The 23171-nt window shown below is 53.0% G+C and carries 21 protein-coding genes and 1 riboswitch; of the genes, 14 read left to right on the top strand and 7 right to left on the bottom strand.

Annotated elements, in window-relative coordinates; genetic code table 11:
• The first annotated feature begins 6 nt into the window (after positions 1-6).
• From J2Z18_RS23740 to J2Z18_RS23720, 5 genes are read left to right on the top strand one after another with little or no spacing between them, the layout of a single operon-like run.
• Positions 7-1011: an ABC transporter ATP-binding protein gene (locus J2Z18_RS23740; RefSeq protein WP_007128492.1), complete on the top strand. Its 1005-nt coding sequence runs from the start codon at positions 7-9 to the stop codon at positions 1009-1011.
• Positions 1008-1997, top strand: coding sequence for an ABC transporter ATP-binding protein (locus tag J2Z18_RS23735; RefSeq protein WP_007128491.1), 990 nt, complete (start codon positions 1008-1010; stop codon positions 1995-1997). The genes J2Z18_RS23740 and J2Z18_RS23735 overlap by 4 nt, the downstream gene beginning before the upstream one ends.
• A 50-nt stretch (positions 1998-2047) precedes the next feature.
• Positions 2048-3526 (top strand): M17 family metallopeptidase, encoded by a 1479-nt coding sequence (locus tag J2Z18_RS23730; RefSeq protein ID WP_210095456.1) that lies wholly within the window; start codon positions 2048-2050, stop codon positions 3524-3526.
• Between the two features lie 5 nt (positions 3527-3531).
• On the top strand, positions 3532-4218 hold the full coding sequence (locus tag J2Z18_RS23725) for a copper homeostasis protein CutC (RefSeq protein WP_007128489.1): 687 nt from the start codon (positions 3532-3534) through the stop codon (positions 4216-4218).
• Positions 4219-4254: 36 nt separating this feature from the next.
• Entirely contained in the window at positions 4255-5208 is a 954-nt protein-coding gene (locus tag J2Z18_RS23720; RefSeq protein ID WP_007128488.1) for an ROK family protein, read from the top strand.
• 299 nt (positions 5209-5507) lie between these two features.
• Here the strand turns inward: J2Z18_RS23720 and J2Z18_RS23715 are convergent, their stop codons facing one another.
• The 3 genes from J2Z18_RS23715 to J2Z18_RS23705 form a co-directional block, all read right to left on the bottom strand.
• Complete coding sequence (locus tag J2Z18_RS23715; protein ID WP_167324088.1) at positions 5508-5660, bottom strand: hypothetical protein; 153 nt, start codon at positions 5658-5660, stop codon at positions 5508-5510.
• A complete protein-coding gene (locus tag J2Z18_RS23710; RefSeq protein WP_028407236.1) occupies positions 5638-6165 on the bottom strand; it encodes a hypothetical protein in 528 nt (175 codons plus the stop codon). The genes J2Z18_RS23715 and J2Z18_RS23710 overlap by 23 nt, the downstream gene beginning before the upstream one ends.
• A gap of 250 nt (positions 6166-6415) precedes the next feature.
• Positions 6416-7291, bottom strand: a complete 876-nt coding sequence (locus J2Z18_RS23705) for an AraC family transcriptional regulator (protein WP_210095455.1) — start codon at positions 7289-7291, stop codon at positions 6416-6418.
• A 139-nt stretch (positions 7292-7430) separates the two neighbouring features.
• Here J2Z18_RS23705 and J2Z18_RS23700 point away from each other — a divergent pair, with 139 nt between their 5' ends.
• From J2Z18_RS23700 to J2Z18_RS23685, 4 genes are all read left to right on the top strand, one after another.
• The gene (locus tag J2Z18_RS23700; RefSeq protein WP_210095454.1) at positions 7431-8261 is read left to right on the top strand and encodes an amidohydrolase family protein; all 831 of its coding nucleotides are present in this window, start codon (positions 7431-7433) and stop codon (positions 8259-8261) included.
• Between the two features lie 111 nt (positions 8262-8372).
• Positions 8373-9317, top strand: a complete 945-nt coding sequence (locus J2Z18_RS23695; protein WP_210095453.1) for an aldo/keto reductase — start codon at positions 8373-8375, stop codon at positions 9315-9317.
• Positions 9318-9331: 14 nt separating this feature from the next.
• Entirely contained in the window at positions 9332-10348 is a 1017-nt protein-coding gene (locus J2Z18_RS23690) for a zinc-binding alcohol dehydrogenase family protein (RefSeq protein WP_210095452.1), read from the top strand.
• A gap of 134 nt (positions 10349-10482) precedes the next feature.
• Complete coding sequence (locus J2Z18_RS23685; protein WP_245256164.1) at positions 10483-11190, top strand: hypothetical protein; 708 nt, start codon at positions 10483-10485, stop codon at positions 11188-11190.
• Positions 11191-11574: 384 nt separating this feature from the next.
• Here the strand turns inward: J2Z18_RS23685 and J2Z18_RS23680 are convergent, their stop codons facing one another.
• Complete coding sequence (locus J2Z18_RS23680) at positions 11575-13008, bottom strand: serine hydrolase domain-containing protein (RefSeq protein WP_040738144.1); 1434 nt, start codon at positions 13006-13008, stop codon at positions 11575-11577.
• 300 nt (positions 13009-13308) lie between these two features.
• On the opposite strand from J2Z18_RS23680, the gene J2Z18_RS23675 reads away from it, so the two are divergent.
• Entirely contained in the window at positions 13309-14421 is a 1113-nt protein-coding gene (locus tag J2Z18_RS23675) for a glycoside hydrolase family 88/105 protein (RefSeq protein WP_007128479.1), read from the top strand.
• Positions 14422-14434: 13 nt separating this feature from the next.
• Complete coding sequence (locus J2Z18_RS23670) at positions 14435-16018, top strand: glycoside hydrolase family 43 protein (RefSeq protein WP_007128478.1); 1584 nt, start codon at positions 14435-14437, stop codon at positions 16016-16018.
• A gap of 63 nt (positions 16019-16081) precedes the next feature.
• On the opposite strand, the gene J2Z18_RS23665 is transcribed toward J2Z18_RS23670, so the two are convergent.
• Complete coding sequence (locus tag J2Z18_RS23665; protein WP_007128477.1) at positions 16082-16924, bottom strand: helix-turn-helix domain-containing protein; 843 nt, start codon at positions 16922-16924, stop codon at positions 16082-16084.
• Between the two features lie 241 nt (positions 16925-17165).
• Between J2Z18_RS23665 and J2Z18_RS23660 the strand changes: the two genes are divergently transcribed.
• Entirely contained in the window at positions 17166-18734 is a 1569-nt protein-coding gene (locus tag J2Z18_RS23660) for a glycoside hydrolase family 28 protein (RefSeq protein ID WP_007128476.1), read from the top strand.
• A 368-nt stretch (positions 18735-19102) separates the two neighbouring features.
• A riboswitch (cyclic di-AMP (ydaO/yuaA leader) is annotated at positions 19103-19236 on the top strand.
• Positions 19237-19239: 3 nt separating this feature from the next.
• Positions 19240-19716 (top strand): C40 family peptidase, encoded by a 477-nt coding sequence (locus J2Z18_RS23655; protein ID WP_007128475.1) that lies wholly within the window; start codon positions 19240-19242, stop codon positions 19714-19716.
• 340 nt (positions 19717-20056) lie between these two features.
• Here J2Z18_RS23655 and J2Z18_RS23650 read toward each other — a convergent pair whose 3' ends face one another.
• Positions 20057-21316, bottom strand: coding sequence for a stalk domain-containing protein (locus tag J2Z18_RS23650; RefSeq protein WP_210095451.1), 1260 nt, complete (start codon positions 21314-21316; stop codon positions 20057-20059).
• A 235-nt stretch (positions 21317-21551) separates the two neighbouring features.
• On the opposite strand from J2Z18_RS23650, the gene J2Z18_RS30935 reads away from it, so the two are divergent.
• Positions 21552-21941 carry a 2Fe-2S iron-sulfur cluster-binding protein gene (locus J2Z18_RS30935; RefSeq protein WP_007128473.1) on the top strand — a complete coding sequence of 130 codons (390 nt, stop codon included), beginning with the start codon at positions 21552-21554 and terminating at the stop codon, positions 21939-21941.
• 219 nt (positions 21942-22160) lie between these two features.
• Here the strand turns inward: J2Z18_RS30935 and J2Z18_RS23640 are convergent, their stop codons facing one another.
• On the bottom strand, positions 22161-23027 hold the full coding sequence (locus tag J2Z18_RS23640; RefSeq protein WP_007128472.1) for an AraC family transcriptional regulator: 867 nt from the start codon (positions 23025-23027) through the stop codon (positions 22161-22163).
• Positions 23028-23171: the final 144 nt, after the last annotated feature.

Raw genomic sequence — 23171 nt, 5'->3', positions numbered from 1 at the left:
TTGAACGTGACGCAAACATTGCTAGAAGTCAAAGGACTCAAAACCGAATTCAAGCGGGACGGTTCCTCGGTGCTCGCCGTGGCGGGCGTGGACTTTCACATTAACAAAGGCGAAGTGCTTGGGCTCGTGGGCGAATCCGGCTGTGGAAAAAGCGTGACCTCCCTGTCTATCATGAGACTGCTCAAGGATACGCCCGGCCGAATCGCCGGCGGATCGGTCTTGTTTGAGGGCAAGGACCTCGTGCAGCTGCCGGAAAAGGACATGCGCCGCTACCGCGGCAATGAGCTTGCGATGATCTTCCAGGAGCCGATGACCTCGCTTAATCCCGTGCTCCGCATCGGAAAGCAGCTTGAGGAGTCGATCATGCTCCATCTTGGATACGGCCGGAAGAAAGCGCGCGAGCATGCGATCGAATCGCTGAAGCTCGTCGGGATTCCAAGGGCCGATGAAGTGGTTGACGATTATCCGCACCAATTGTCCGGGGGCATGCGGCAGCGGGTCATGATCGCGATGGCGATGGCCTGCAATCCGAAGCTCTTGATCGCGGACGAGCCGACGACGGCGCTTGACGTGACGATCCAGGCGCAAATTCTCGAACTGATGAACCGCCTGAAGAAGGAACAGAACATGGGCATGCTGCTTATTACGCATGACCTCGGCGTTGTGGCGGAGATGTGCGACCGGGTGGTCGTCATGTATGCTGGCCGGGTCGTGGAAGAGGCGAGCGTGACCGAGCTGTTCGAGAATCCGCAGCATCCGTATACCAAGGGACTCATCGCCTCGGTGCCGAAGCTTAGACAGAAGGTTCGTCGGCTGGAATCCATTCCGGGGAACGTTCCCGATCTGCGCAACATGCCTCCGGGCTGCAAATTTGCTCCCCGGTGTCCTTATGTGATGGAGCGCTGCTTGTCGCAGGAGCCGCAGCTGCTCCCGGTCGTGAACGAAGCGGATCGCAAGAGCCGGTGCTGGCTGACGCAGGATGGGCATGCGAAAGGGGGAGAAACGGCATGAATGAATCACCGCTATTAGAAGTACGGAACCTGCAGAAATCATTTACGGTCAAAAAAGGCTTCTTCGGCAGCTCCAAGCAGCTTCGCGCTGTTGACGGAATCTCCTTCGCGATTCGGAAAGGCGAAACCTTCAGTCTCGTCGGAGAAAGCGGCTGCGGCAAGTCGACCACCGGCCGGCTTGTTACGCGCCTGTTAACGCCAAACGACGGCGAGGTTATTTTCAACGGAACCGATATCAGCCGTTTCAACGAGAACCAGATGCGCCCGCTGCGAAAAGACATGCAGATGGTGTTTCAGGATCCTTACGCCTCGTTGAATCCGCGGATGAAGGTGAAAGAGCTCGTAGCGGAGCCGCTGCTGATCCACACGAAGCTAAGCGCCAAGGAACGTGACAAGCTGGCCGGAGAGCTGCTTGAAACGGTGGGTCTGAACAGCTTTCATGCCGAGCGCTACGCCCATGAGTTCAGCGGCGGGCAGCGCCAGCGGATCGGCATTGCACGTGCGCTGTCGGTACGGCCGAGCCTGATCGTAGCGGATGAGCCCGTTTCGGCTCTCGACGTATCGATCCAGTCGCAAGTGCTGAATTTGCTCCAGGATTTGCAGGAAGAGTACGGCCTGACGTATCTGTTCATCTCTCACGATTTAAGCGTCGTCGAGCATATCAGCGATCGGATCGGCGTTATGTATTTGGGAACGCTGGTCGAATCAGCCGATAAGGATACGCTCTATGACCGTCCGCTGCATCCTTATACCCAGGCGCTGCTGTCCTCGGTGCCGGTACCGGATCCTAAGCTGAAGAAAGAACGGATTATTCTGAAGGGGGATCTGCCAAGCCCGGTTAATCCGCCGACGGGATGCCGTTTCCATACCCGCTGCCCTGCCTGCATGGAGGTGTGCAAGCAGAAGGCGCCGGTCTTCCGGGAAGTGGAACCGGGCCATCAGGTGGCCTGCCATTTGTATGATGAGGAGATCATGAAGCAAGCTTAACCGGATCGAAACGCTCGGTTGTAATAGAGCCAGAGGAGGGAAATACGCCGATGAATATCATATTTGATGAATCGCATGTTGCCGATAGCCGGGTCTATGCGATATATGAGGGAGACGAGCCGCCGTTTCGCCTCCCTGATTCCCGAAAACGAAGCGGAAGCTTAACATGGCTGTATGCACGTTCCCGGGATGAGGCGGATTATTTAATCGCAGGCATGGGTTCAAGAGAGCAGCTAACCGTAGAGAAAGTGCGTAAAGCAGCGGCTTCAGTTGCGCGGGCTCTGCTGAAGGAGCATAAAACAAGCGCTGTTCTCATCCGTAAACCGCTTGATACGGGTTCGGAGAAAACCAAGCTGACGGAGGCAGAGGAATTCCAGGCCTGGATGGAAGGCTGGTTATACGGATTGTATCGGTTCAATAAGCATCGAGGCATTACGGCAACGGAAGCCACGATTAAGCTTCATATCCGATCGAAGGATTGGGAAGGAATCCCGAGGGAAGAGCTGGATACCCTGCTGTCCATCGCCGCGATCCGCGAACGGGGAACGAGGCTTGCCAGGGACTTGGTCAATGAGTCGCCGGAGACGCTGAATCCGGAAGCGTTCGCTGCTGTATTGGAGGAACACTTCAAGAACACGAAGGCCAAGCTTCATGTATACCGCGGCCACGAGCTCCATGAGCGCCAGATGAATGGACTGCTTGCGGTCGGGAAGGGCAGCCGATTCGAGCCATCCCTGGTTGAAATTTCGTATGACGGCTTGCCGGCTGGACAGAAGGGCCCTCATGTCGTGCTAATCGGCAAAGGCATTACCTTTGACATGGGCGGCATGAACGTCAAGACCGGCAGGGATATAAGCGATGCGCGCATGGATATGGGCGGCGCGGCTGCCGTAGCCGGCGCTATGGAGATTCTGATCTCCCGGAAAGCGCCGGTGAAGGTAACAGCTCTTATCGCGGTTGCCGATAATCTCCCGGACCAGCATGCGATGCTGCCGTCCTCCGTCATCCACTATCCGAACGGCATCAGCGTCCAGGTCGCGAATACGGACGGTGAAGGCAGACTGATCATTGCGGATGCGCTGCTTCATGCGGCAACCCTTCAGGCGGATCAAGTGATCGACATCGCGACGCTGACAGGCAATGTCGGCGCTGCGCTCGGGCTCGAGCTGGCAGGGATCTGGGGCGATGAAGCGATGACCCGTCACCTGGTCGAAATCGGCGAACGCAACGGCGAACGGCTCTGGCCAATGCCGCTTGTGGACGAATACGAGTCCGAGCTGCGGAGCGACTACGCGGATTTGCGCAATGTCGGCACGTCGACCTTGGCCGGCGCAATTACGGCCGCCCTGTTTATCCGGCATTTTGTTCCGGAATCGATGAAGTGGGTCCACATCGACATGGCGGGAACGGTTCAGTACAAGCGGGAGTTTCCGCATGCTGCTGCGGGAGCAACCGGCTACGGCGCCAGGCTGCTGGCGGATTATGTAGAGAAGCAGTTTCATAAGAAACCGGCTTCCGGGAAGGGGTGAGCTCGATGATCCTAGAGGTTATAGCCACGACCGTAGATGACGCCATGACCGCTGAAAATAACGGGGCAGATCGGCTGGAGCTGATCACGGCGATCACGGAAGGCGGACTGACACCGGGAATTGGACTTGTCCAGCAGGTCATCAAGGCAGTAAACATTCCTGTCCATGTGATGGTCCGGCCTCACAGCCGTTCCTTCGTGTACAGCGAGACCGACGTAGCCACCATGATCGCCGAGATTCAGGCGATTCGCAGCGCCGGAGCAGCCGGGGTCGTCCTCGGCGCGCTGACTCCGGACGGGAAGATCGACGAAGAAACGCTGGGTGCTCTCCTGGCGTGGACCGGGGATATGCAGGTGACGTATCACCGCGCCTTTGACGAGTTGGATGATCAGTTCGAAGGTCTGCGCACGTTAATGAAATATCCGGCGGTTACCCGTGTATTGACATCGGGCGGACCCCAGCCGGCACCGCAAGCCATTCCGCAAATTCGACGGCTGGTCGAAGAGGCGCGCGGCAGTCATCTTAAGATTTTGGCGGGCAATGGCTTAACGTGGGAGATCATTCGGGACTTCATCGATCAGACCGGTGTAACAGAAGTGCATTTCGGCTCGGCGGTCCGCTACGGCCGATCCGGACTGAAGCCGATTGATCCGGTTGAGCTTCGGTCGCTGGCAGACAGCATTCATCAATAGATGTAGCAAACATATCGGAAAACAGGTGAACACAAATTGCAAACCATTCTTAATAAACAACAAGAATTTGTAGTTGGCGTTGATCTCGGGGGTACGAAGATCGCGGCTGCGCTCTTTGATTCCGAAGGTCGGCTGCTGAACCGCGAGCAAGTGGAGACGGCAGGCGCCCGAACGGCTGAGGAGGTTGTCGGGAGAATTACGGCGATGATCCGAAGCGTTTCGGGCGGCCACCCGCTGCGGGGTGTCGGGATGGCTTCGCCGGGAGCGGTGAACAGCAGGGAGGGCATCGTCATTTACGGCACGAACTTGCCGGAATGGACGAATGTCCCCTTGAAAGCATGGATGGAACGGGAGCTGAATACCGAAGTCCAGGTATTGAACGATGCCAATGCCGCTGCGTGGGGGGAATATGTACGCGGGGCCGGCGCAGGCTCTACGAACATGGTGTACGTCACGTTCAGCACGGGAATCGGTTCGGGCATCGTGCTGGACGGGAAACTGTTCCTTGGAAGCAATTCCTATGCGGGCGAGCTGGGGCATCACATCATCGATCCAAGTGGACCGCAGTGCAACTGCGGAAGCCGCGGCTGCTGGGAGGTATTTGCATCCGGGACGGCGATCGGCCAGGAAGCTGCCCTGAAGATTCAGGAGCGGACAAGTATGATCGCCGAGCTGGCAGCAGCCGACGGCAGCGTCAATGCCCGGCATGTCTTTGAAGCGAAGAGGCTGGGCGATGCTGTCGCGATCGAGGTCATCGATCGCGCGGTCTACTATATGGCTCTTGGTCTGGTCAACGTCATTCACAGCTTTAATCCGGACCGGATCGTAATCGGAGGGGGAGTCAGCAGAGCCGGTGAGCTTCTATTCCCGGCGCTCCGTGAAATGACGGACAAGCTGGTTATGCCGGCTTATCTAGGAACCTATGAGATCGTTCCCGCCGGTCTGCGGGATGATGTCGGTCTCGTCGGAGCGGCCGCCTTGTTTCAATAGAATGCAAGAATCACAGGCATGTGATGAATTGAAATAAATTATTCTGTTGTGACTCCCGTGCATAATAAAAGCCTCCAACCCGTTTCATAGCGGGCTGGAGGCTTTTTGTTCGTTGCAGATTCCAGATTTGGCATGGCTCCATCGGCGTCATAGGTTGAGGCTGTTCCGATGGTTGTTATGTGGGACGGCGGGAAACGGGGCGATTCATATTCGCGTTCGAAAGTCCGTTAAACGTAATCGAGTGAAGTGCGTAATCCGTCAACCGTCATCCGTTTTCACAATTGGAGTCGATTGTAGGTTTACTTATTCATTTGTTTGTATCCGACAAACAACAAGCGGCTGCCCGCACTTTCCCGCCAGCCGGCGGTAACCGCCGGCTCCAAACCTGCACGCGGCATAACGTTGTAGGCTTGAAGCCGGCGGCTTCCGTTACTCCATGTACTTCGTAGCATCGAAGGGAATCTTCGAATGATGGTTCGCATGCTCGATCAGGGAGGAAAGCTTTGTTACCTCGCGTTCCTTCTTGCGGGCGGCTGCATGATAGGCTTCCGGATCATATAACGCCACATTGAAGAGCGTTACGGCGCCGCCCTCGAGACCCCGGCTGCTCTGGCGCTCCAGCTTCTTGCGGGTGCCGAGATGCGCGAGCTGTCCGATTTCATTGCGCATCTGCTTGGCCAGCTCGATCGCTTCCATGACGGTTATGTTGCTGCCGTTCCACGGGATCGTCTCGGTGGTATTTGAAATCGCCATTAAAAGGTCCAGCTTTCTGAAATCGGCGGAGACGGCATCGATTTCTTCCGTGATGACATCGACACTGCGCGCAGGCACCTCGGCGGTCTCCCCTTTTTCAATAATAGTGCTGCTGTTGTTCAATCGCTCCTGCATCAATTGATTAATCAGTCGATTCATGGCTGCCCGGACAGCCAAAGCTTCCGCCATTGTAATATGACTCATATGTACGCAATCACCTCTCGATTTGATACATTCGTATGGATTAACAAATGAATGTGGGCTTGCGTGGAGCACGCTCCTACGAACGCAAAGTTCCTATATATAGGAATAGACGCTTCCAAATGGAAAAGGTTGCTTACGCGTTCATGATTTTTGCAATAAAATTATCATTTGATGGGATTCGCGGGATCTAAACATCGGTCGACGGCATGTTGGGGAGATCCTATATCTCATGGTTATCTTCCCGATAATCCTAGCCGTTTGACAGCGCCTGCCTCCTGTAAGCTCCAGGCGTCATTCCCGTCAAGCTTTTGAATTTTCGATGAAAATGCGTCAGGGTGTCGTACCCGCAAATTTCCGCGATGCGGCCTATGGGCATCTCGTTCGTGAGCATAAGATCTTTGGCATGCGCGATCCGCTTCGCATTGATATAATCGGTAACCGTTAGGCCGGTGTACTTCTTGAACATTCTGGAGTAATGGGCGGGATCTACCGACGCATGCGCCGACAGTACGGCTAGTCCAATAGGTTGATCCAGATGCTCGTGAATCCATTGAATGGATTCGATCAGCCAAGCGGGTCCAAGCGCCGCAGGGGCCGGCTTCTCTGCAGATGAGACGCTGATATAACGATTGATATACAGCAGGATGGAGCGCAGCTGAAGCACAAGCGCCTCCCGGGATCCTAACCGGGTCTGCCCAATCTCGTCCGACATCGCTTTCAGTCTGTCCTCGATATACATTTGATCGGTCGCTGACAGTTCATAACGATAAGCTCCCGATTTCCGGGAAATTTCGAAGCAATGAAGGGCAGCGTATTGTAAATCGCTGATAGGATCACCTTGGACGAGCGATGGCGCGAAGAATAACGCGCTTGAAATAATCGGATCTTCCGGGTCAGGGAAAGAGCTGTGGATCGTGTTCCCGGGAATGATAAACAGGTCGCCTTCTTTTTTCTCAACTAATTTGTTTTCAATAAAAAAAGTGCCTTTCCCCTGATGTATGTATACCAATTCGTAAAGATCGTGCAGATGGTGGGGCAGCTCCATGCGGGGGCTTTTTTGCGTCCGATAAACCAGCTCCATAGGAAACAAGGGGTCTCCGTTAAAGGCTTTGCGCAAGGGAGTCATGATGATCGTCCTCCTTCACTCTGATACGTTCACAATATCAAAATACGTTATGAATCTGCAAGAATACGCTATTTTTATACACGGATATTGAACATACAATGGGGATATGAAAAGCGATGCAGAAAGGCGGGGGAAGTACATGAAAGTAGATGCCCACCAGCATTATTGGCGGATTGAACGGGGGGATTACGGATGGATCACACCTGAGCTTCCCGTGCTTTACCGGGACTTCCTGCCATCCGATTTAAAACCGCATTTGGATGCGCATCAGCTTGACGGCACGATTGCGGTTCAGGCGGCCCCGACCCTTGAAGAAACGGACTATCTCTTATCTCTGGCCGATCGCGATCCTTCCATTCTCGGCGTGGTGGGGTGGATCGATCTCTTCGATCCGGAGCATCGCCGCCAATATGAACGATTTTCAAAGCATCCAAAGTTTATCGGTTTCCGGATTATGATACAGGATATGCCTGATTCCAGTGCCATTCTGGAGCCGGCGTTTATCGAAGCCTTGAGTATGTATATCCAGGAAGAGGTTCCGATCGATCTTCTTGTTCGAAGCCATCAGCTGGAGCACTTACTGAAGCTCATCCAGCAAGTCCCGGACATGCGGGGCGTGGTGGACCATCTGGGCAAACCACCGATAAGAAGCGGGGAAATTGAGACCTGGGAGAGCTTCATGAAAGGAATCGCACGCTTTCCGGGAATTTACTGCAAGCTGTCCGGCATGGTCACCGAGGCCGAGCATCGGCGGTGGAACCAGGAGGACTTCACAGATTATGTACATAAAGCCATTGCCCTGTTCGGTTCCGAGCGGGTCATGTTCGGAAGCGACTGGCCGGTATGTCTGCTGTCCGCTGAATATAGCCAAGTCGTGCACGTGTTAGAAGCAGCGCTGCCCAAGGCATGGGGAGAGCAGGAGCGGGCCCGATTGTTCGGGTTGAATGCCGTGGAGTTCTACAGGCTCTGAATATCCCAACAACGACGGGGTTGAGGAAATTCCTCTACTCCTTTTCGCTAAGATGCTAGTAATCCTCATTGCTATAAAACGTAATCTCAATAAATAAGGTGGGTTAAGACTATGAAATACCGCAAGCTGGGTCGTACCGGACTGGAGGTTTCCGTATTAAGCTTCGGCGCATCCTCGCTGGGCTCCGTCTTTCGGGAGACGGACGACAGCGAGGGAATCCGAACCGTTCACGCAGCCATTGATGCAGGAATTAATCTGATTGATGTTTCGCCCTATTATGGACTGACGAAGGCGGAAACGGTGCTTGGTCAAGCCATCCGGCAGATCCCCCGGGACAAATTTTACCTGTCCACCAAAGCCGGCCGCTATGGCGAGCAGGATTTTGATTTCACATTTAAGCGGATCATTGCCAGTGCAGATGAGAGCTTGAAACGGTTGAATACCGACTATGTGGATTTCCTCTTCCTGCATGATATTGAGTTCGTGCCCGCACAGATCATTTTGGAGGAGGGTATCCCTGCACTCCAGCATTTAAAAGAACAAGGTAAAATCCGCTTTAGCGGAATTTGCGGTTTGCCGTTACAGCTGTTTGAACAGCTGCTGCCTCAGACGAAGGTGGATGCAATCATTTCGTATTGCCACTATTCTTTAAATGATCATACCTTGACAGATTTGCTGCCGTTGCTTCATCAAGAAGGAATCGGTCTCATTAACGCATCTCCATTGTCAATGGGGCTTCTTAGCCGTCGAGGAGCGCCGTCATGGCATCCGGCTTCGGCGGAAATCAAGGAAGCGTGCAGACAAGCGGCTGAATATTGCGCGAAGGAAGGAATCGATATTGCCAAGCTGGCCGTGCAGTTCTCGACCTCGCATGAGCAGATTCCGACGACGCTGGTCAGTACGGCCAACCCGGATAACATCGTGCGCAATGCCGAATGGACCGAAGAACCTCTGGATCAAAGGTTGGCGGCCGAGGTTTTAAGGATCCTGGAGCCGATTCAAGGCCGGACTTGGATAAGCGGACGCCCGGAATACAATGAAGGGATCAGACCATAAAGGGGGCGGGCATAATGAAGGGAATCGTGTGCAGTAGGATTGGGGAGTTTCAATTCCGCGAGGATTTGCCGGAGCCGCAATTGCTTGATGGCGAGGCTATCATCAGCGTTAAACGAATCGGGATTTGCGGTACGGATCTTCATGCCTTTAACGGCAATCAGCCGTTCTTTACCTACCCGCGAATTCTCGGTCATGAGCTATCCGGGATGATTGAACAGATCGGGGACAATGAAGCGGGGTTGAAGGCAGGCGACATCGTCTGTGTCATTCCTTACATGCACTGTGGACAATGCATGGCTTGTCTCAGAGGCAAGACCAATTGCTGCAGATCGATGAATGTCATCGGCGTGCATACAGACGGAGGCATGCGGGAGCGCATTTCGGTTCCGATCACCCATTTGGTTCGAGCAGACGGATTATCAATGGATCAGGCGGCCCTGGTAGAACCGTTAGCGATAGGGGCCCATAGTGTCCAAAGGGCGAATGTCACCCGCGGGGATACGGTTTTGGTGATCGGTGCCGGTCCTATCGGACTTGGCGTCATGGTGTTTGCTAAGGAGAAGGGAGCAACCGTTATCGCAATGGACATGATCGCTGAGCGGCTAGCCTTCAGCAAGTCGTGGGCCAAGGCTGATCATATCATCCGGGCCGGGCAAGAATCGTCAAATGAGCTTGCTGCGTTAACGGGTGGAGAGCTTCCCCCCATTGTTTTTGATGCAACTGGAAATCAGCGTTCCATGACCCATGCGTTCAAGTTGGTTGGGCACGGAGGAACCCTGGTGTACGTCGGGTTAATCAACGGAGACATTTCTTTCGAGGATTCCGATTTCCATAAACGGGAGCTGACATTGATGGGCAGCCGGAATGCGACCAAAGCCGACTTCAATCATGTTATCAAGGCGATGACGGAAAGCGGCCTTGATTTGGAGCGTTATGTCACGCATCGATGCGGATTTGATGAAATGATCGGCGAATTTAAGCAGTGGTTGAATCCTTCTTCCAAGGTGATTAAAGCCGTTGTGGAGCTCTGAACGATCGAACACACGGACAAAAACATTAAAAATATTGGCAAATGAGCATCGATCATGATAGAAATCATGTGCTTCTATGTTATGATCTTAGGATAATGTCTGTAAGCGTTATCATAACAAGGGAGCAAATGATATTGGGAACATTCAAATCCAAAATACTCATATATAGTTTGCTGTTGGGATCCTTTCCGACGATTCTTATCGGATTCTTCTCTTATTTCATTGCCGCCAAAGACGTGGAGGAAAAGGTGAACGAGGGGAATATGCATCTGCTTAACCAGACCCGGATGAGGGTGGAGCAGGTGCTCGATTCCATGCAACGAACCGCCCTGCAGTTTGAGAACTCTTCGCTGCTCAAGTCTGTGATGGACAGCAAGTTAAGCGGACAGGACTTTATTAAGGTCCGGGAACTGATGAAGGAAATGTTTAATCTGCAGACGCAGACCATATTAAACCAGGTGTACGTCGTTAATCTGAAGCATGAATGGGTCGTGGATTTAAATTCCCTCAAGCCGCTGGAGGGCTTGAACAAGGCCGAGTTCGAGCGGTATCTGGATACCAATGAAAGCATATTCTGGGCAGCGGGATCGGGGGAAATCTCGCAAACCGCGAATCCGGTGGAGGCGGATTATTGGAACAGCGCGGAACGAACGGCAACAACCCTTCGGCTGGTGCATAAAATACCGCTGCTGTCGAAGAACGCGTGGGTCAGTGCCGGATTCGGCACAATGTATTTCTCGTTCTCGAACACGATTTTTTTGTTCTTGTTAAACAGCTCCGTTCCTTTCGGCTTCTTCTCCATGTTGTACAAATCGCCCCGCTGCGGCAGCGTGTCACGGTAAGGCTTAACCTCCTGAGCATCCTTATCCGCATCGATCGTTTCGGTATACGCAGATCATCACCGATGCGCAAACCAAGTTTATTATGGGGCAGATTGACGAGGCCGGCTGGAAGGCTGAGGTGGAGAGATGGAGAAAGAGCGGCGGCGATCAAATGGCCGCAGAATATAAAGAGTCCTATGCGAATCAGCAATAACGGTCATTGATCATGCAAACGGGAGACAAAGCGGGCAAGTAAAAGGAAGTGCCTTTGACGTACTTGACTGCATTGTCTCTCGCTCGCGTATAAACGGTATTCATGATCGAAAGAGCATTTCATTGCGGCTGGTTAACATGCAAATTTAATCAATGCAAGTTATCTGGAGAGGCAAGTGATGAACATAAGGTTCAAGGCTTGTTGATTGGCGTTCCGATGAGCACGAGATCAAGATGATTCGTTTTAAGCGCGCCGGCCGGCTTGATTTGCAGCACTAGACCATCGCGGTCAAAGCGGCAGGTAAGGATAAACATCTGCTGCTGTTCCAGCAGCTGAATGTGAATCAAGCATGTCGACGAATCTGCCCATACTGCACAGCAAGCGGAGGGAAGGCCGAAAAAAGGATCGGGACCGATATGCCAATCATTCATGGAGCATACAACACGGGAACGACCGGTTTCATGAATGAAGATGAGCTCGCAGGCTTGATCACTGAACGTAAATTGGCAGTCTGTCCATCCCGGCTCGTTAGCTGATAGGCGATAAGGGTGTCCCGAGACTTGTGCGGCTGCATGGGAGAAGGAGCTTCCTTTCGGCAGATGGAGCTTCAAGGCGCTCAGACGCTGCTTCATCCGGTCATAACCGGCAACATCGAAGGGGCAGGGCTCCTGCATGGAAGAAATCAGATGGGTCCAGACGCTGTCAAGAATCCCTTGGTGCTCATCCCGGTTCAGCATGGTGTTGGCCGTCGACACGAACACGGCGTCATGGTGCGGGCTGACGAGAACGAATTGCCCTCCGGCTCCGAATGCGCAGTAGGCTTGACGCCTGGCCCGCCAGAACTGGTACCCGTAACCGCTTCGCCCTTCCAGCAAAATTCCGGCACTGGAATTATCAACGACCTTGGACGTGCTTTGCTCTACCCAGCCCTCAGGGAGGATCCTCGTCCCATTCCACACCCCGTCCTGCAGATAGAGCTGACCGAATTTGGCCAGATCCTCCGTGGTGCAATAGGCCCCGCTGCCGCCCAGGTTAATTCCGAGCGGACAGGTCTCCCACTCGATATCCTGCATCCCGAGAGGCTGGAACAAGCGGGCATCGAGATAGTCATGTACGGTAGTCCCCGTGACCCGTTGGAGAATGGCGCACAGCGTATGCGTACCTGTCGTATCGTAGGCAAAGACGGTTCCCGGGGGATGGCTCGGCGGCGTATGAAGGTATTCGAATACGATATCCCGGGCCTCCTTATTGGTTGATTTCCTGTGGACGGTTTGCATGCTCAAGAGATGCCGGATGGTCATACTGGCTGTGTACGGATGTACGTTCTCCGGCTGTTTATCCGGGAAAAAATGAATGACCTTGTCATCCAGGGAGATCCGCCCTTCTCCGATGGCAATGCCGACAGCGGCCGATGTCAGGCTCTTGCTGACCGAGAATATCGGATGCCTTAAATCTTTGTGGAACGGGAAGTAATAGCCTTCGGCTGCCACTTTGCCATGCCGAAGGAGCATAAAGCTGTGCAGGTTCATATTTTTGTCCGTCATGTCCTCCATAAAGCGGAGGATGGCGGATGGAGGAATGCCGACCTCCTCCGGTCGGACTCGAGGCAGTGCAGTCATCATCATCAACCTTTCAGCTGTTTCTTATTTTTGCGGCTTGTTTCTTCGTTTCCATCTATGTTACCGAATGGCGTGCTCCTATAAAAACGGTCTCCGATGTTTAATTCGGGTCATTCTTTGCCTTTTTTGCCGGATTTGAATCCTAGCGGCATTTTCAGCTTCATGAAGGAAGCGAAAGCGGCGAAAGAGAGCATAAAAAGCAAAATATGCGGGGGATTCAGCATCAAACCCGGAATTTTTATCGTTTATGTTTCATTATAATGAAGCTGGAAATTATACTTCCAAGAAGATTGAGGGGGGATTTGGATGGAAGGGAACCCATGGTCCGTCCGGACGGTGGATACGATCCTCCGTCAAGCGGACGGCGAGGGAGTTCACCCGGAAATTGCCCGCCGGTGGGCGTATGTACCCGGGATGATGCTCATGGCGATCGCCCGTACAGGGGATGTTTATAACAAGGAAGCTTATTTCGACTTCATGAAACGGCATATGGATCTGTTTGTTCAAGAGGATGGAAGCATTCGGGGGTACCGCATTGAGGAGTACAATCTGGACCAAATCAACCAGGGGAAAAATTTGTTTGCCCTGAGGGCCAAATTTCCAGACTCCCGTTATGAAAAGGCTTCCCATACGCTGGCCGCCCAGCTCATCAGCCAGCCCAGGACGACGGACGGCGGTTTTTGGCACAAAAAAGTATATCCATTTCAGATGTGGCTGGATGGGCTCTATATGTCTTCGCCGTTCCTGGCTCAGTATGCCAAAACCTACAACCGCCCCGAATTGTTTGACGAGGTGGCACATCAGCTTCTGCTGGTGGAGCGCAGAACCCGGGATCCCAAGACGGGTCTTCTGTATCACGGATGGGATGAAGCGAAGGAACAGGTATGGGCCGATCCGGAAAGCGGGCGTTCCCCGCACTTTTGGAGCCGGGCTTTGGGCTGGTATGCGATGGCGCTTGTGGACAGTCTGGAGTTTTTCCCGGTAGATCATCCGCAGCGCGGTACGATCATTGGCATATTCGAGCGCCTAAGCCGAGCGCTGGCACGATGGCAGGAGAAAGAGAGCGGGCTGTGGCTCCAAGTGCTCGACCAGGGCTTCCGGGAAGGCAATTATCTTGAAACCTCCGGCTCCTCCATGTTTATTTACGCTTTGGCCAAGGGCGTTCGGCTCCAGTACCTGGAGCAGCCTTCAAGGCCTGTTGCGGAGCGGGCGTACGCCGGTTTGATTCAGCGGTTTGTTGAGGTCAATGATACCGGCGTGCATCTTCACTCCATATGCCATGGAGCGGGGCTGAGCGATGACCGCAACGGCTCGTATGAATATTACATCAGTGAACAAGTGGTGTCCGATGCCCAGATTGGCGTGGCGCCTTTCATCCTTGCCAGTCTGGAAATGGAGCGGTTACTAGATTCGTTATAGGAGGAGCGCGATGATGCACTCATCGTCAACACTGCAAGCACTACAGAACAAGCCTTGGCTGTCGGATCAGGGGGACGGGACGTTCGTGAACCCGGTGCTTCATGCGGATTATTCGGATCCGGATGTGATCCGGGTCGGGGAAGATTTCTATATGACGGCTTCCAGCTTCGGCCATCTGCCGGGACTGCCGATTCTGCACTCGAAGGATCTGATTAACTGGAGGATTATTAATCATGTGCTGCCTCGGATGGAGCTGCCGGGCTATGACGTCCCTCAGCACGGGAACGGCGTGTGGGCTCCGGCCCTTCGGTTCCATGACGGCAAGTACTGGGTGTTCTATGGAGATCCGGATGTCGGCATTATGATGAGCACAGCAAGGGACCCGGCAGGCAGCTGGACGCCTCTGCATCTGGTTCAAGAGGGGAAAGGCCTGATCGACCCGTGTCCGTTCTGGGACGATGACGGCCAGGCCTACCTGGTTCACGCGTTCGCCAAAAGCAGATGCGGCATCAAGCACCTATTAAGAATGTGCCGGATGTCCCCGGACGGAATGCGTCTCTTGGATGAAGGTCAGATCGTTTTCGACGGTACCGAGCGCCATCCAACGATGGAAGGTCCGAAGATGTATAAACGGAATGGCTATTATTATATATTTGCTCCCGCCGGGGGTGTATCTACGGGCTGGCAGACCGTGCTTCGATCGACTGCGGTCTTTGGCCCCTACGAGGATAAAATCGTACTGCATCAAGGCGATAGCCCGATTAACGGCCCGCATCAGGGCGGCTGGGTAGAGCTCGCTTCGGGCGAATGCTGGTTCATGCATTTTCAAGACAAAGGGGCATACGGGCGAATCAGTCATCTGCAGCCGATGCGCTGGGTCGATGATTGGCCGGAGATCGGTATCGATGCGAATGGGGACGGGATCGGCGAACCGGTTCTTCGTTATCCGAAGCCAAACGTCGGCGGGGAGCATGCGATTCAGGCGCCGGATGACTCGGATGATTTCGAAGGAGCTGAGCTTGGCCTCCAGTGGCAATGGCAGGCCAATCCCAATCCGGCCTGGTACGCATTCGAGAGGGAGAGCCATTTGCGATTATTTGCCTTCCCGGTGCCGGATAACCAGTCCACCCGCACGATCTACGCTGCCCCTCACTTGCTGATGCAGAAATTCCCGGCAGAAGTATTTCAAGCTGAAGCGAGGGTGGACGGAACGGCACTCAAGCCCGGTGAATATGCGGGCCTGATCATATTCGGGCGAACCTTTGCTTATGCAGCCGTTCGGATGAAGGAGGACGGATCCGGCATGGAACTCCTCCGTGCCGAAGGAAACGACCAGGCGGAACATATTGTGTGGTCCGGTGGATTGAGCGAAGGGAAAGTAACGCTACGGGTGACGGTTCTTCCTGGAGCTATATGCCGCTTCGAGTACGCCGGCGCTGACGGTCCTTTCGTGCCGTGCGGAGATAAGGAGTTCGAAGCGGAAAAGGGGCACTGGGTCGGAGCTAAGGTAGGATTGTTTGCGGCGAGCCGAGAGGATCACTTACACAGAGGGTATGCGGATATCGACTGGTTCCGGGTTGGAAGAGGAGAGAAATAGAAGCTGGAAGGGCTGCTCCTAGACGGGGAACCCGGCATTGGATCAACCCGAACGGCCCTGAGGCTATCCATGGCGCTTACGGTATTGAAGGGGCGTCGTGCCTGCGATTTTTTTAAAGGTTTTATTAAAGTGGGCAATATGCTCAAATCCGGTTTGCTCGGAGATGAATTGTACGGAATCCCGGCTGCTCACAAGCATCTTCTGGGCTTCACGAATCCGTACCACCTGCAGGTACTCGCGAAAGTGAAAGCCTGTCAGCTTGGTGAACACTCTGCTGAGATAGGAAGGGCTGATGTAAAACTGCTTGGCGATCTGATCGAGCGTAAGCCTTTCATGATAGTTGGATTTGATATACTGGGCAATCTCCGAAATTTTCTGGTGCATCGGATGCTCATATTCTGGGGGCAGCGATTGGAGCGAGGTCTCGATCCGGTGCAGGCGGATGAGAAGCTCGTTCATCCACGCGCGAACCAACGAGCCGTAATGTGCCTGCCCGGATTGACATTCTGCGAGCATCGAGAGGAGCAGCCGTTCGATGTCGGGCTGATGCTTCAACGGAATGCGAACCAGCCTGGATGTCCCGTGATCGAGCAGCTTGGCGACGCCGGCATCGCCCTCTTCGATGAAGCTTCGGGAGAAGCCGATCAGCACCCGCTCGAAGATCAGCTTATCGGAGCTTGCCGTCGAATGCAGATCATGCGGGTTCACGATCATCATATCCCCTTTTTTGACGGTAAACACATTATCGTCCATGAAGTAGACCCGCTCTCCATTAAGCAAGTAATACAGCTCGAAGTAGGGATGCTCATGCGGACGGGGCATGCTGCTGGAACCGTTTCGTGACATGTATTGGATGGAGAAATCATCTTCTCCTATGTGGTACTTGGGCTGCAGCCGGTCATTCATTCTCTCTAACTCCTTTGCACACGCGGATCCGATTCTATTGTCATTCGTGAAGCCTGATATACCTGAACAGGTCGGAGACAACGGATACGGCTAGTTGGGTTCGTAGAAATTTATATATCATGGCTGCAGCCGATCTTCAAGGGCTTTGGCTGCAATCGGCAGCATTTTTTATAAGCGCTTACATCTTCATGCGGTATCAATCGAATAAGCAAACTTGAAACTTACTAAAGCGGAGGTAAGCATGAAACAAACAGAAGAAGCAATATGTCCCGACTTGCCTGTAATCCCGGAATACACAGTAATGATCACTGACTATGGCGCAGTAGGAGACGGCGTTTACGACAATACCCTGGCATTTCATCAAGCAATCGAAGCTTGCGCAAAGGCAGGAGGGGGGAAGGTGGTCATCCCTCCGGGGATCTGGCACACCGGTCCGTTAACCCTGCAGAGCCGGATTGAGCTTCACGCTTCTGCCGGCGCGCTTGTCATGTTCAGCAAGCAATTCGAAGCTTATCCGATCCGGATGTCTGCTTATGAGGGCCGGCAGATGTTCCGCTGCCAGTCTCCGCTCGATGGAGAAGGATTGGAGGATATCGCATTCACTGGCAGCGGCATCTTTGACGGAGGCGGCGAAGCCTGGAGGCCCGTTAAGCAAGGGAAGCTGACGGAAAGCCAGTGGGATCGTTTAATTCATACCGGCGGTGTCGTGGATGACGGGGGACTGTGGTGGCCAACGCCGGCTGCCCGGGACGGGATGGAGAACCTGGCCCGGATCGAACAAACAGGCAGCCGGAATCCCCAGGATTATGAGCCTGTCAGAGACTATCTGAGACCCAATCTGCTCAGCTTGAGAAACTGCAAGCGGATTCTGCTCAACGGCCCTACCTTTCAAAACTCCGCAGCCTGGTGCCTGCATCCTTGGGCATCGGAGCAAATTACCATTCAGAACATTACCGTCCGCAATCCATGGTATGCCCAGAACGGGGACGGACTGGACATCGATTCGTGCAAATACGTGACCGTGGAAAACAGCTCGTTTGATGTAGGAGATGACGCGATCTGTCTGAAGTCCGGAAAAAATGAAGCCGGGCGCCTGCTGGGAAAGCCGAGTGAGCGCATCAGCATCCGGAACTGCACCGTTTATCACGGCCACGGCGGGATCGTTGTCGGCAGTGAAATGTCCGGGGGCATCAAGGATGTGCACGTATCCGATTGCAACTTCATCGGCACCGATATCGGCATCCGGTTTAAAAGCTGCCGCGGACGCGGCGGCGTGGTCGAAAATATCTTCATCGAACGGATCCGGATGCGGGAGATCGACGGGGATGCCATCTCCTTCAATTTATATTACGAAGGGAAAGCTGGCTCCGGCGAATACCAAGCGGAAGCGATGCTCCCCGTTACCGAGGAAACCCCCGTGTTCCGCAATATTGTTATTCAGGATATCGTCTGCAGCGGCGCGCATACTGCGCTCCTCATCAACGGCCTGCCGGAGATGCCGGTGGAGAACGTGACGGTGATGCGGTCGGCCATCACAAGTCGGGAAGGCATTGTATGCCGCAATGGAAAGAACCTGACGATTCAGGACATGGTCCTTCGCAATCAGGAAAATCCGCTGCTTCTTTTTCACCAGAGCCGAAATGTACAGGTGGTGAACGTCAAGGGGGAAAGCGACTCGCTGGATGACCGCTTGCTTGTGGTTACCGGGGAACGGTCCGGGCAAATCGAATGCTCGGGGCTGCATGCCGATAGGGCAGGACAGATTATGATTTCTTCTGAAGTGGAACCGGAGGAGGTCGTGATCAAGTAGCTTTGCTGTTGGATGCATTAAGGTTTAGAAGGGAGGTGATCGAATTATAACCGTTGCAATCTCAATATGATAAGGAGGTACGCCATTGAAAGCTGCAAAATGGCTGAAGCAAATGCTTGTTCTATCGATGAATTTGCTAGAAGCCGGCCCCCCTAGGTGTCGGCTTCTTGCATGGAGGATTTTTCGCCGCGCTTAGAAAACGGAAACAATTTTAACATAAATGTCATGACTATGTGACCTTTCATATAGTAAAAACACTGTTAAAACTCTTTCGATTCGACGGCGATATCTAAAAAACGATAGATTTATCGGATATTATTGACAGTTTGCTAGCTTGTATACTATATTAAGAAAGGGTTACAAAATGTTAATGAATTTTGCCGAATTTCGCTAGAGAAAACGGGGGAACCGTCCTGGGTGAATTATTCTTGTAGTAGAGGGAATATAGGTGACCTTCAGCCGAACCCTTAGCTAACTCCGTAGGCATCGAAGGAGAGAATATATTTTGAAGAAATTGGTCATTTCTTTGCTAGGATCCGCAATCATTTTTTCTTCCGGTGCCGTGACAGCGTTTGCCGATCAGCAGCCTAACTTTCAGCAGCAAGTGAAGCAGTTAGTAGGAACACCGTACAAGTGGGGCGGAACAACCACAAGCGGATTTGATTGCTCCGGATTTATTCTGTATATGTTCCGTAACTTTGATCTTGACCTTCCGCGCACTTCCCAAGGACAAGCCCAAGTAGGCGTGCATGTAGACCAGGAAGAGCTGCGTGTCGGTGATCTGGTATTCTTCAACACGAACGGCAAGGGAATTTCACATGCTGGCGTTTATATTGGAGACGGGCAATTCGCACATGCTTCAAGCAGCAAGGGTGTTCGAATCAGCAAGCTTAGCGACTCTTACTATAAGCCACGTTATGTTACCGCACGCCGGGTGTTAAGCCAAGAGGAATATGCGAAGCTGGTAGGAAGTGTTAGCTAGATCAGCTCATCTTTGATCTTGATCCGGCTCTCTGCACAATGATCGTCTTGCAAGTCCTGGTAAGGAATTCTATGATCGATTTTCAGTGATTGCACCGAATACATACATAATCTTGATGATGACCTCTGTATACGACAGAGGTCATCTTTTTTTGTGCCGGTCATGTGGAAGATTGGCATCGGCTAATTCATAGCTTGTGTCGTTTCAATGGCTGTCAGAGATGCTCGGTTATCACGGAAGCATTGAACAAGCGAACAGGCTGCAGGTCCATAGCGACCGGCAGCCTGTGTAGTGATGATCGGAAGGATGGACTCATCCACGCTTCAACCTTTATTACGGATCACTCTTTGATCACCGCTTCGTTCATGGCGCCTTCGATATCATCACCGTAGACTCTGAATATACCGAGCCGCCACAATGCCGCACCTTTCAGCTGATAGCGCTTGGCCAGACCAAGCTTGTCGTCGATGGAGTTCTCCGTTTCGCTGCCCAGGCTAATTCCAAGCAGAAGCTTGTCCTTAGGGGCTCCGGCATCAAGTGCAAGCTGAATAGCCTGCTGCACTTGCGTGTTCGGTTCCGGCTTCCGGTCTTTGGTGCCAACCGGGTGATACTGGTATGCCATGATAATCAGATCGTCGGCAATCGATGCAAGCGTTTTGTAATCATAGCCTTTATAGGCGCTGTTTAACGGAGGTACGGCCAAGGACAGGGCAGTCCCTTTCGGCAAGGCAGCTCTAAGGTCCTTCACGTATTGGTTCAGCAGCTTCTGCTGGGAGGCGGCATCCAGCTTGAAGCCCAATCCTTCGAAATCCAGCACGACTCCGCCGAACCCATTGTCCGCAACGGCGGCGGTAATCCCGTCGATCGATTTCATCCGCAGCGAGGCGTCGCTCATCATTTTTGTCAGTTCGCCGTTACCGTCCAGTGTATATACCATCAAATAGGGCTTAATGCCCTGTCCTTCCGCATCGGCCACAAGTGTCTGGGGCGTGATGTCTCCGGCGGCTTCCGGCATGCGGTATTCAACCCCTTGAAGGGTGAATTCGCCGTTACGGTCAATTCGGCTCCAGCCAAAGGCGACGGAATTCATCCATTGAATAATATCCCGCTCCTTAAAGGATTCAATGGCATAGAAGGCCCGCAGATGCATTTTGCTTTTTGGTGATTTGAGCGATACGGTGCGCGTTGCCTGATTCCACCTTACGGAAGCCCCGAATTGGCTGCTGAACGAGCTGAGCGGAATCAGCACGCGTCCTTCGCGCATGATCGGCGCTGCGGGCAGCTTGACGTTCTTCTTATTCACCACGGCGGTGGTGCTGCCGACTCTGAGCTGAACCTCGGTTGTGTTATCGTTGCCGGTCTTTACCGCCTGCACGGTTTGGGTCTTGCTGTTCCATTTGATGTCGATGCCCAGTGCCTCGCCCACAGCCCGGAAAGGCACGTAGGTTACGCCTTTCTCAATTCGCGGAGCCGCATCGAACGCAAGCGGAACATCATCCAACAGAACGGAAATGGTTGGTGCCGCATGGGCTGGATGATGATCAGCCGCGGTTCCGAGCAGCGACAAAGAGAGCAGGGAGGCGGCGGCCAGCTTTCCCAATCGTTTTGAGTATCCGATAATAATCTCCCCCACATTCTATGAAAGATAAATGAATCTATGAAACGGTTTACAGCAATGATAGTATAGCAAAATATTGGTAGAATACAAAATAAATAAATAGAGCGGTTTTCAAATGATGTCTGCGTATAGACGGCGTGAGAATAGCCCGGCTTTCGAGTATAATGGTAAGCGTAAATAGGAGTGAATAGTTCCAGGCATTTTAGGAGGATATATCGTGTTTAAATTCTGGAGGAGTAAAAAGAATAGCCATTCGGCCGGTCATCCGTCTGCATCCGGTGGACAGGAGCTGGAGGAGGCTGTTCCCGACAAGCTCATCGAGCTTTCCGGTCGGGAGGTTCACAAGAGCGTTGCTCCCGTGCTTGGGATGACGGTGCTGGATCTGGCCGAGCGGAACGATGTGGATTGGAACTCTTTTTGCAAAAGAGGCACGTGCGCACGCTGCCGATGCCATGTAAGCGTTGGTGTCCAGCATTTGTCGTCACCGAATCAGGCGGAGGAACAGAGGCTGGACCCCGAAGAGCTCGAGGAAGGGTACCGGCTTGGCTGCCAAAGCCGGATCGAATCGGTCGGCCCGATCAAGATTAAGCATGCCCCTTATTTTTAGTAGAATATTTGTACCTTTTAGGTTCAAAAGTGACCGTCCCTCGTCTAATAAATTTTAATGATTGCTCGAGACTCGCTTACAAGGACCATTCGTGCCTCGGCACGAGTCCGTTGTCGGCGGGGGAAGCCGGCAATCCTCGTCACGGGATTGCGCTTGGCGGCCGCATTCGCCGCATAAACGTCAAGCAGGCAGCCGCATCTTAGCGGCTGCCTGCCGGCGTTATTCCGTCAACTGGGCTTGCCGCCGCTGACTTTCCCGATAGGAGGATGGCGTCTGCCCGGTTATTTTTTTGAACAGCATGGAGAAATACTTATCATTCCCATATCCGACCTGCGACGCAATCTCGTGCACGGGGGCATCGGAATCCGACAGCAGACGCTTCGCTTCTTCAATCCGCTTGGAGATTAAGTAGTTGAAGGGCGAATCGCCGAGCTCCTTTTTGAATAGATGGGATAAATAGTGCTGACTGACATACAGCGTGTCGGCGATGTCCTTCAGACTGATGCTCTGGGTGTAGTTGGCATCAATGAATTGCTTGGTTCTCAGCGCAATTTCATGCTTTCCTTTCAACGCCTGGAATTGGTGCTTTACGTCGATAATCCGGTAAATGACCGTAATCAGCGACATAAGCAAATTCGTGCTCAGCGTTTCATAGCCAAGAATTTGAGAATCGCATTCTCGAATGATGTCCGAAAGATAGCTCTCTACCTTGTATGCGTACTTCTCGCATGAAATAACCGGCTCCACGTACGGAGGCAGCAGCATTCCCTGAGGAACGCCCTCGATATGCAGGGAATCGACTCCGCAATAGATGACTTTAAAGGGACTGCTTCCTGCCGACTTCTCCTCATGCGGCACACCCGGATTGTAGATGGCCACATCTCCTTTCCGGAGTTCGTACACCTTGCCCGCGATCCTGAATTCGCCGCGGCCTTCCACGACATACAAAATTTCGCAAAAATCATGGATCTGCGGCGGACCGTAAAAGAAGTCTTCATCCACGACCTGTCCGGCAAAGAGCAGCTGTGGATTTTTCTTGAATCGGAATTGATCGCTTCTGCTGTGTGATATTTCAATCTTCGGCACGTCGTTGTCCCTCCCCAAAGCGAAACTTCCTGTCATTATTATACTGCATAATTGCGTTATCTCGAAATCGTTTTCAGTTCAAGGCCGGCGGTTCACTGTTTTGCTGAATATCCATGGCAACAAAGCAATATAGTGGGTTATCCC

The organism is Paenibacillus lactis (assembly GCF_017873605.1).
Classification (GTDB): domain Bacteria; phylum Bacillota; class Bacilli; order Paenibacillales; family Paenibacillaceae; genus Paenibacillus_AQ; species Paenibacillus_AQ lactis.
The sequence above is the reverse complement of the archived record's forward strand: the minus strand, read 5'-3'. Positions and strand labels throughout refer to the sequence as shown.

Bases quoted from the DNA above. Each gene is read 5' to 3' on its own strand.
- J2Z18_RS23700 (WP_210095454.1), top strand. From the start codon at position 7,431: ATGAAAGTAGATGCCCACCAGCATTATTGGCGGATTGAACGGGGGGAT.
- J2Z18_RS23730 (WP_210095456.1), top strand. From the start codon at position 2,048: ATGAATATCATATTTGATGAATCGCATGTTGCCGATAGCCGGGTCTAT.
- J2Z18_RS23735 (WP_007128491.1), top strand. From the start codon at position 1,008: ATGAATGAATCACCGCTATTAGAAGTACGGAACCTGCAGAAATCATTT.
- J2Z18_RS23710 (WP_028407236.1), bottom strand. From the start codon at position 6,165: ATGAGTCATATTACAATGGCGGAAGCTTTGGCTGTCCGGGCAGCCATG.
- J2Z18_RS23670 (WP_007128478.1), top strand. From the start codon at position 14,435: ATGCACTCATCGTCAACACTGCAAGCACTACAGAACAAGCCTTGGCTG.
- J2Z18_RS23690 (WP_210095452.1), top strand. From the start codon at position 9,332: ATGAAGGGAATCGTGTGCAGTAGGATTGGGGAGTTTCAATTCCGCGAG.
- J2Z18_RS23680 (WP_040738144.1), bottom strand. From the start codon at position 13,008: ATGATGATGACTGCACTGCCTCGAGTCCGACCGGAGGAGGTCGGCATT.
- J2Z18_RS23705 (WP_210095455.1), bottom strand. From the start codon at position 7,291: ATGACTCCCTTGCGCAAAGCCTTTAACGGAGACCCCTTGTTTCCTATG.
- J2Z18_RS23660 (WP_007128476.1), top strand. From the start codon at position 17,166: ATGAAACAAACAGAAGAAGCAATATGTCCCGACTTGCCTGTAATCCCG.
- J2Z18_RS23665 (WP_007128477.1), bottom strand. From the start codon at position 16,924: ATGAATGACCGGCTGCAGCCCAAGTACCACATAGGAGAAGATGATTTC.
- J2Z18_RS23675 (WP_007128479.1), top strand. From the start codon at position 13,309: ATGGAAGGGAACCCATGGTCCGTCCGGACGGTGGATACGATCCTCCGT.
- J2Z18_RS23725 (WP_007128489.1), top strand. From the start codon at position 3,532: ATGATCCTAGAGGTTATAGCCACGACCGTAGATGACGCCATGACCGCT.
- J2Z18_RS23715 (WP_167324088.1), bottom strand. From the start codon at position 5,660: ATGCTACGAAGTACATGGAGTAACGGAAGCCGCCGGCTTCAAGCCTAC.
- J2Z18_RS23695 (WP_210095453.1), top strand. From the start codon at position 8,373: ATGAAATACCGCAAGCTGGGTCGTACCGGACTGGAGGTTTCCGTATTA.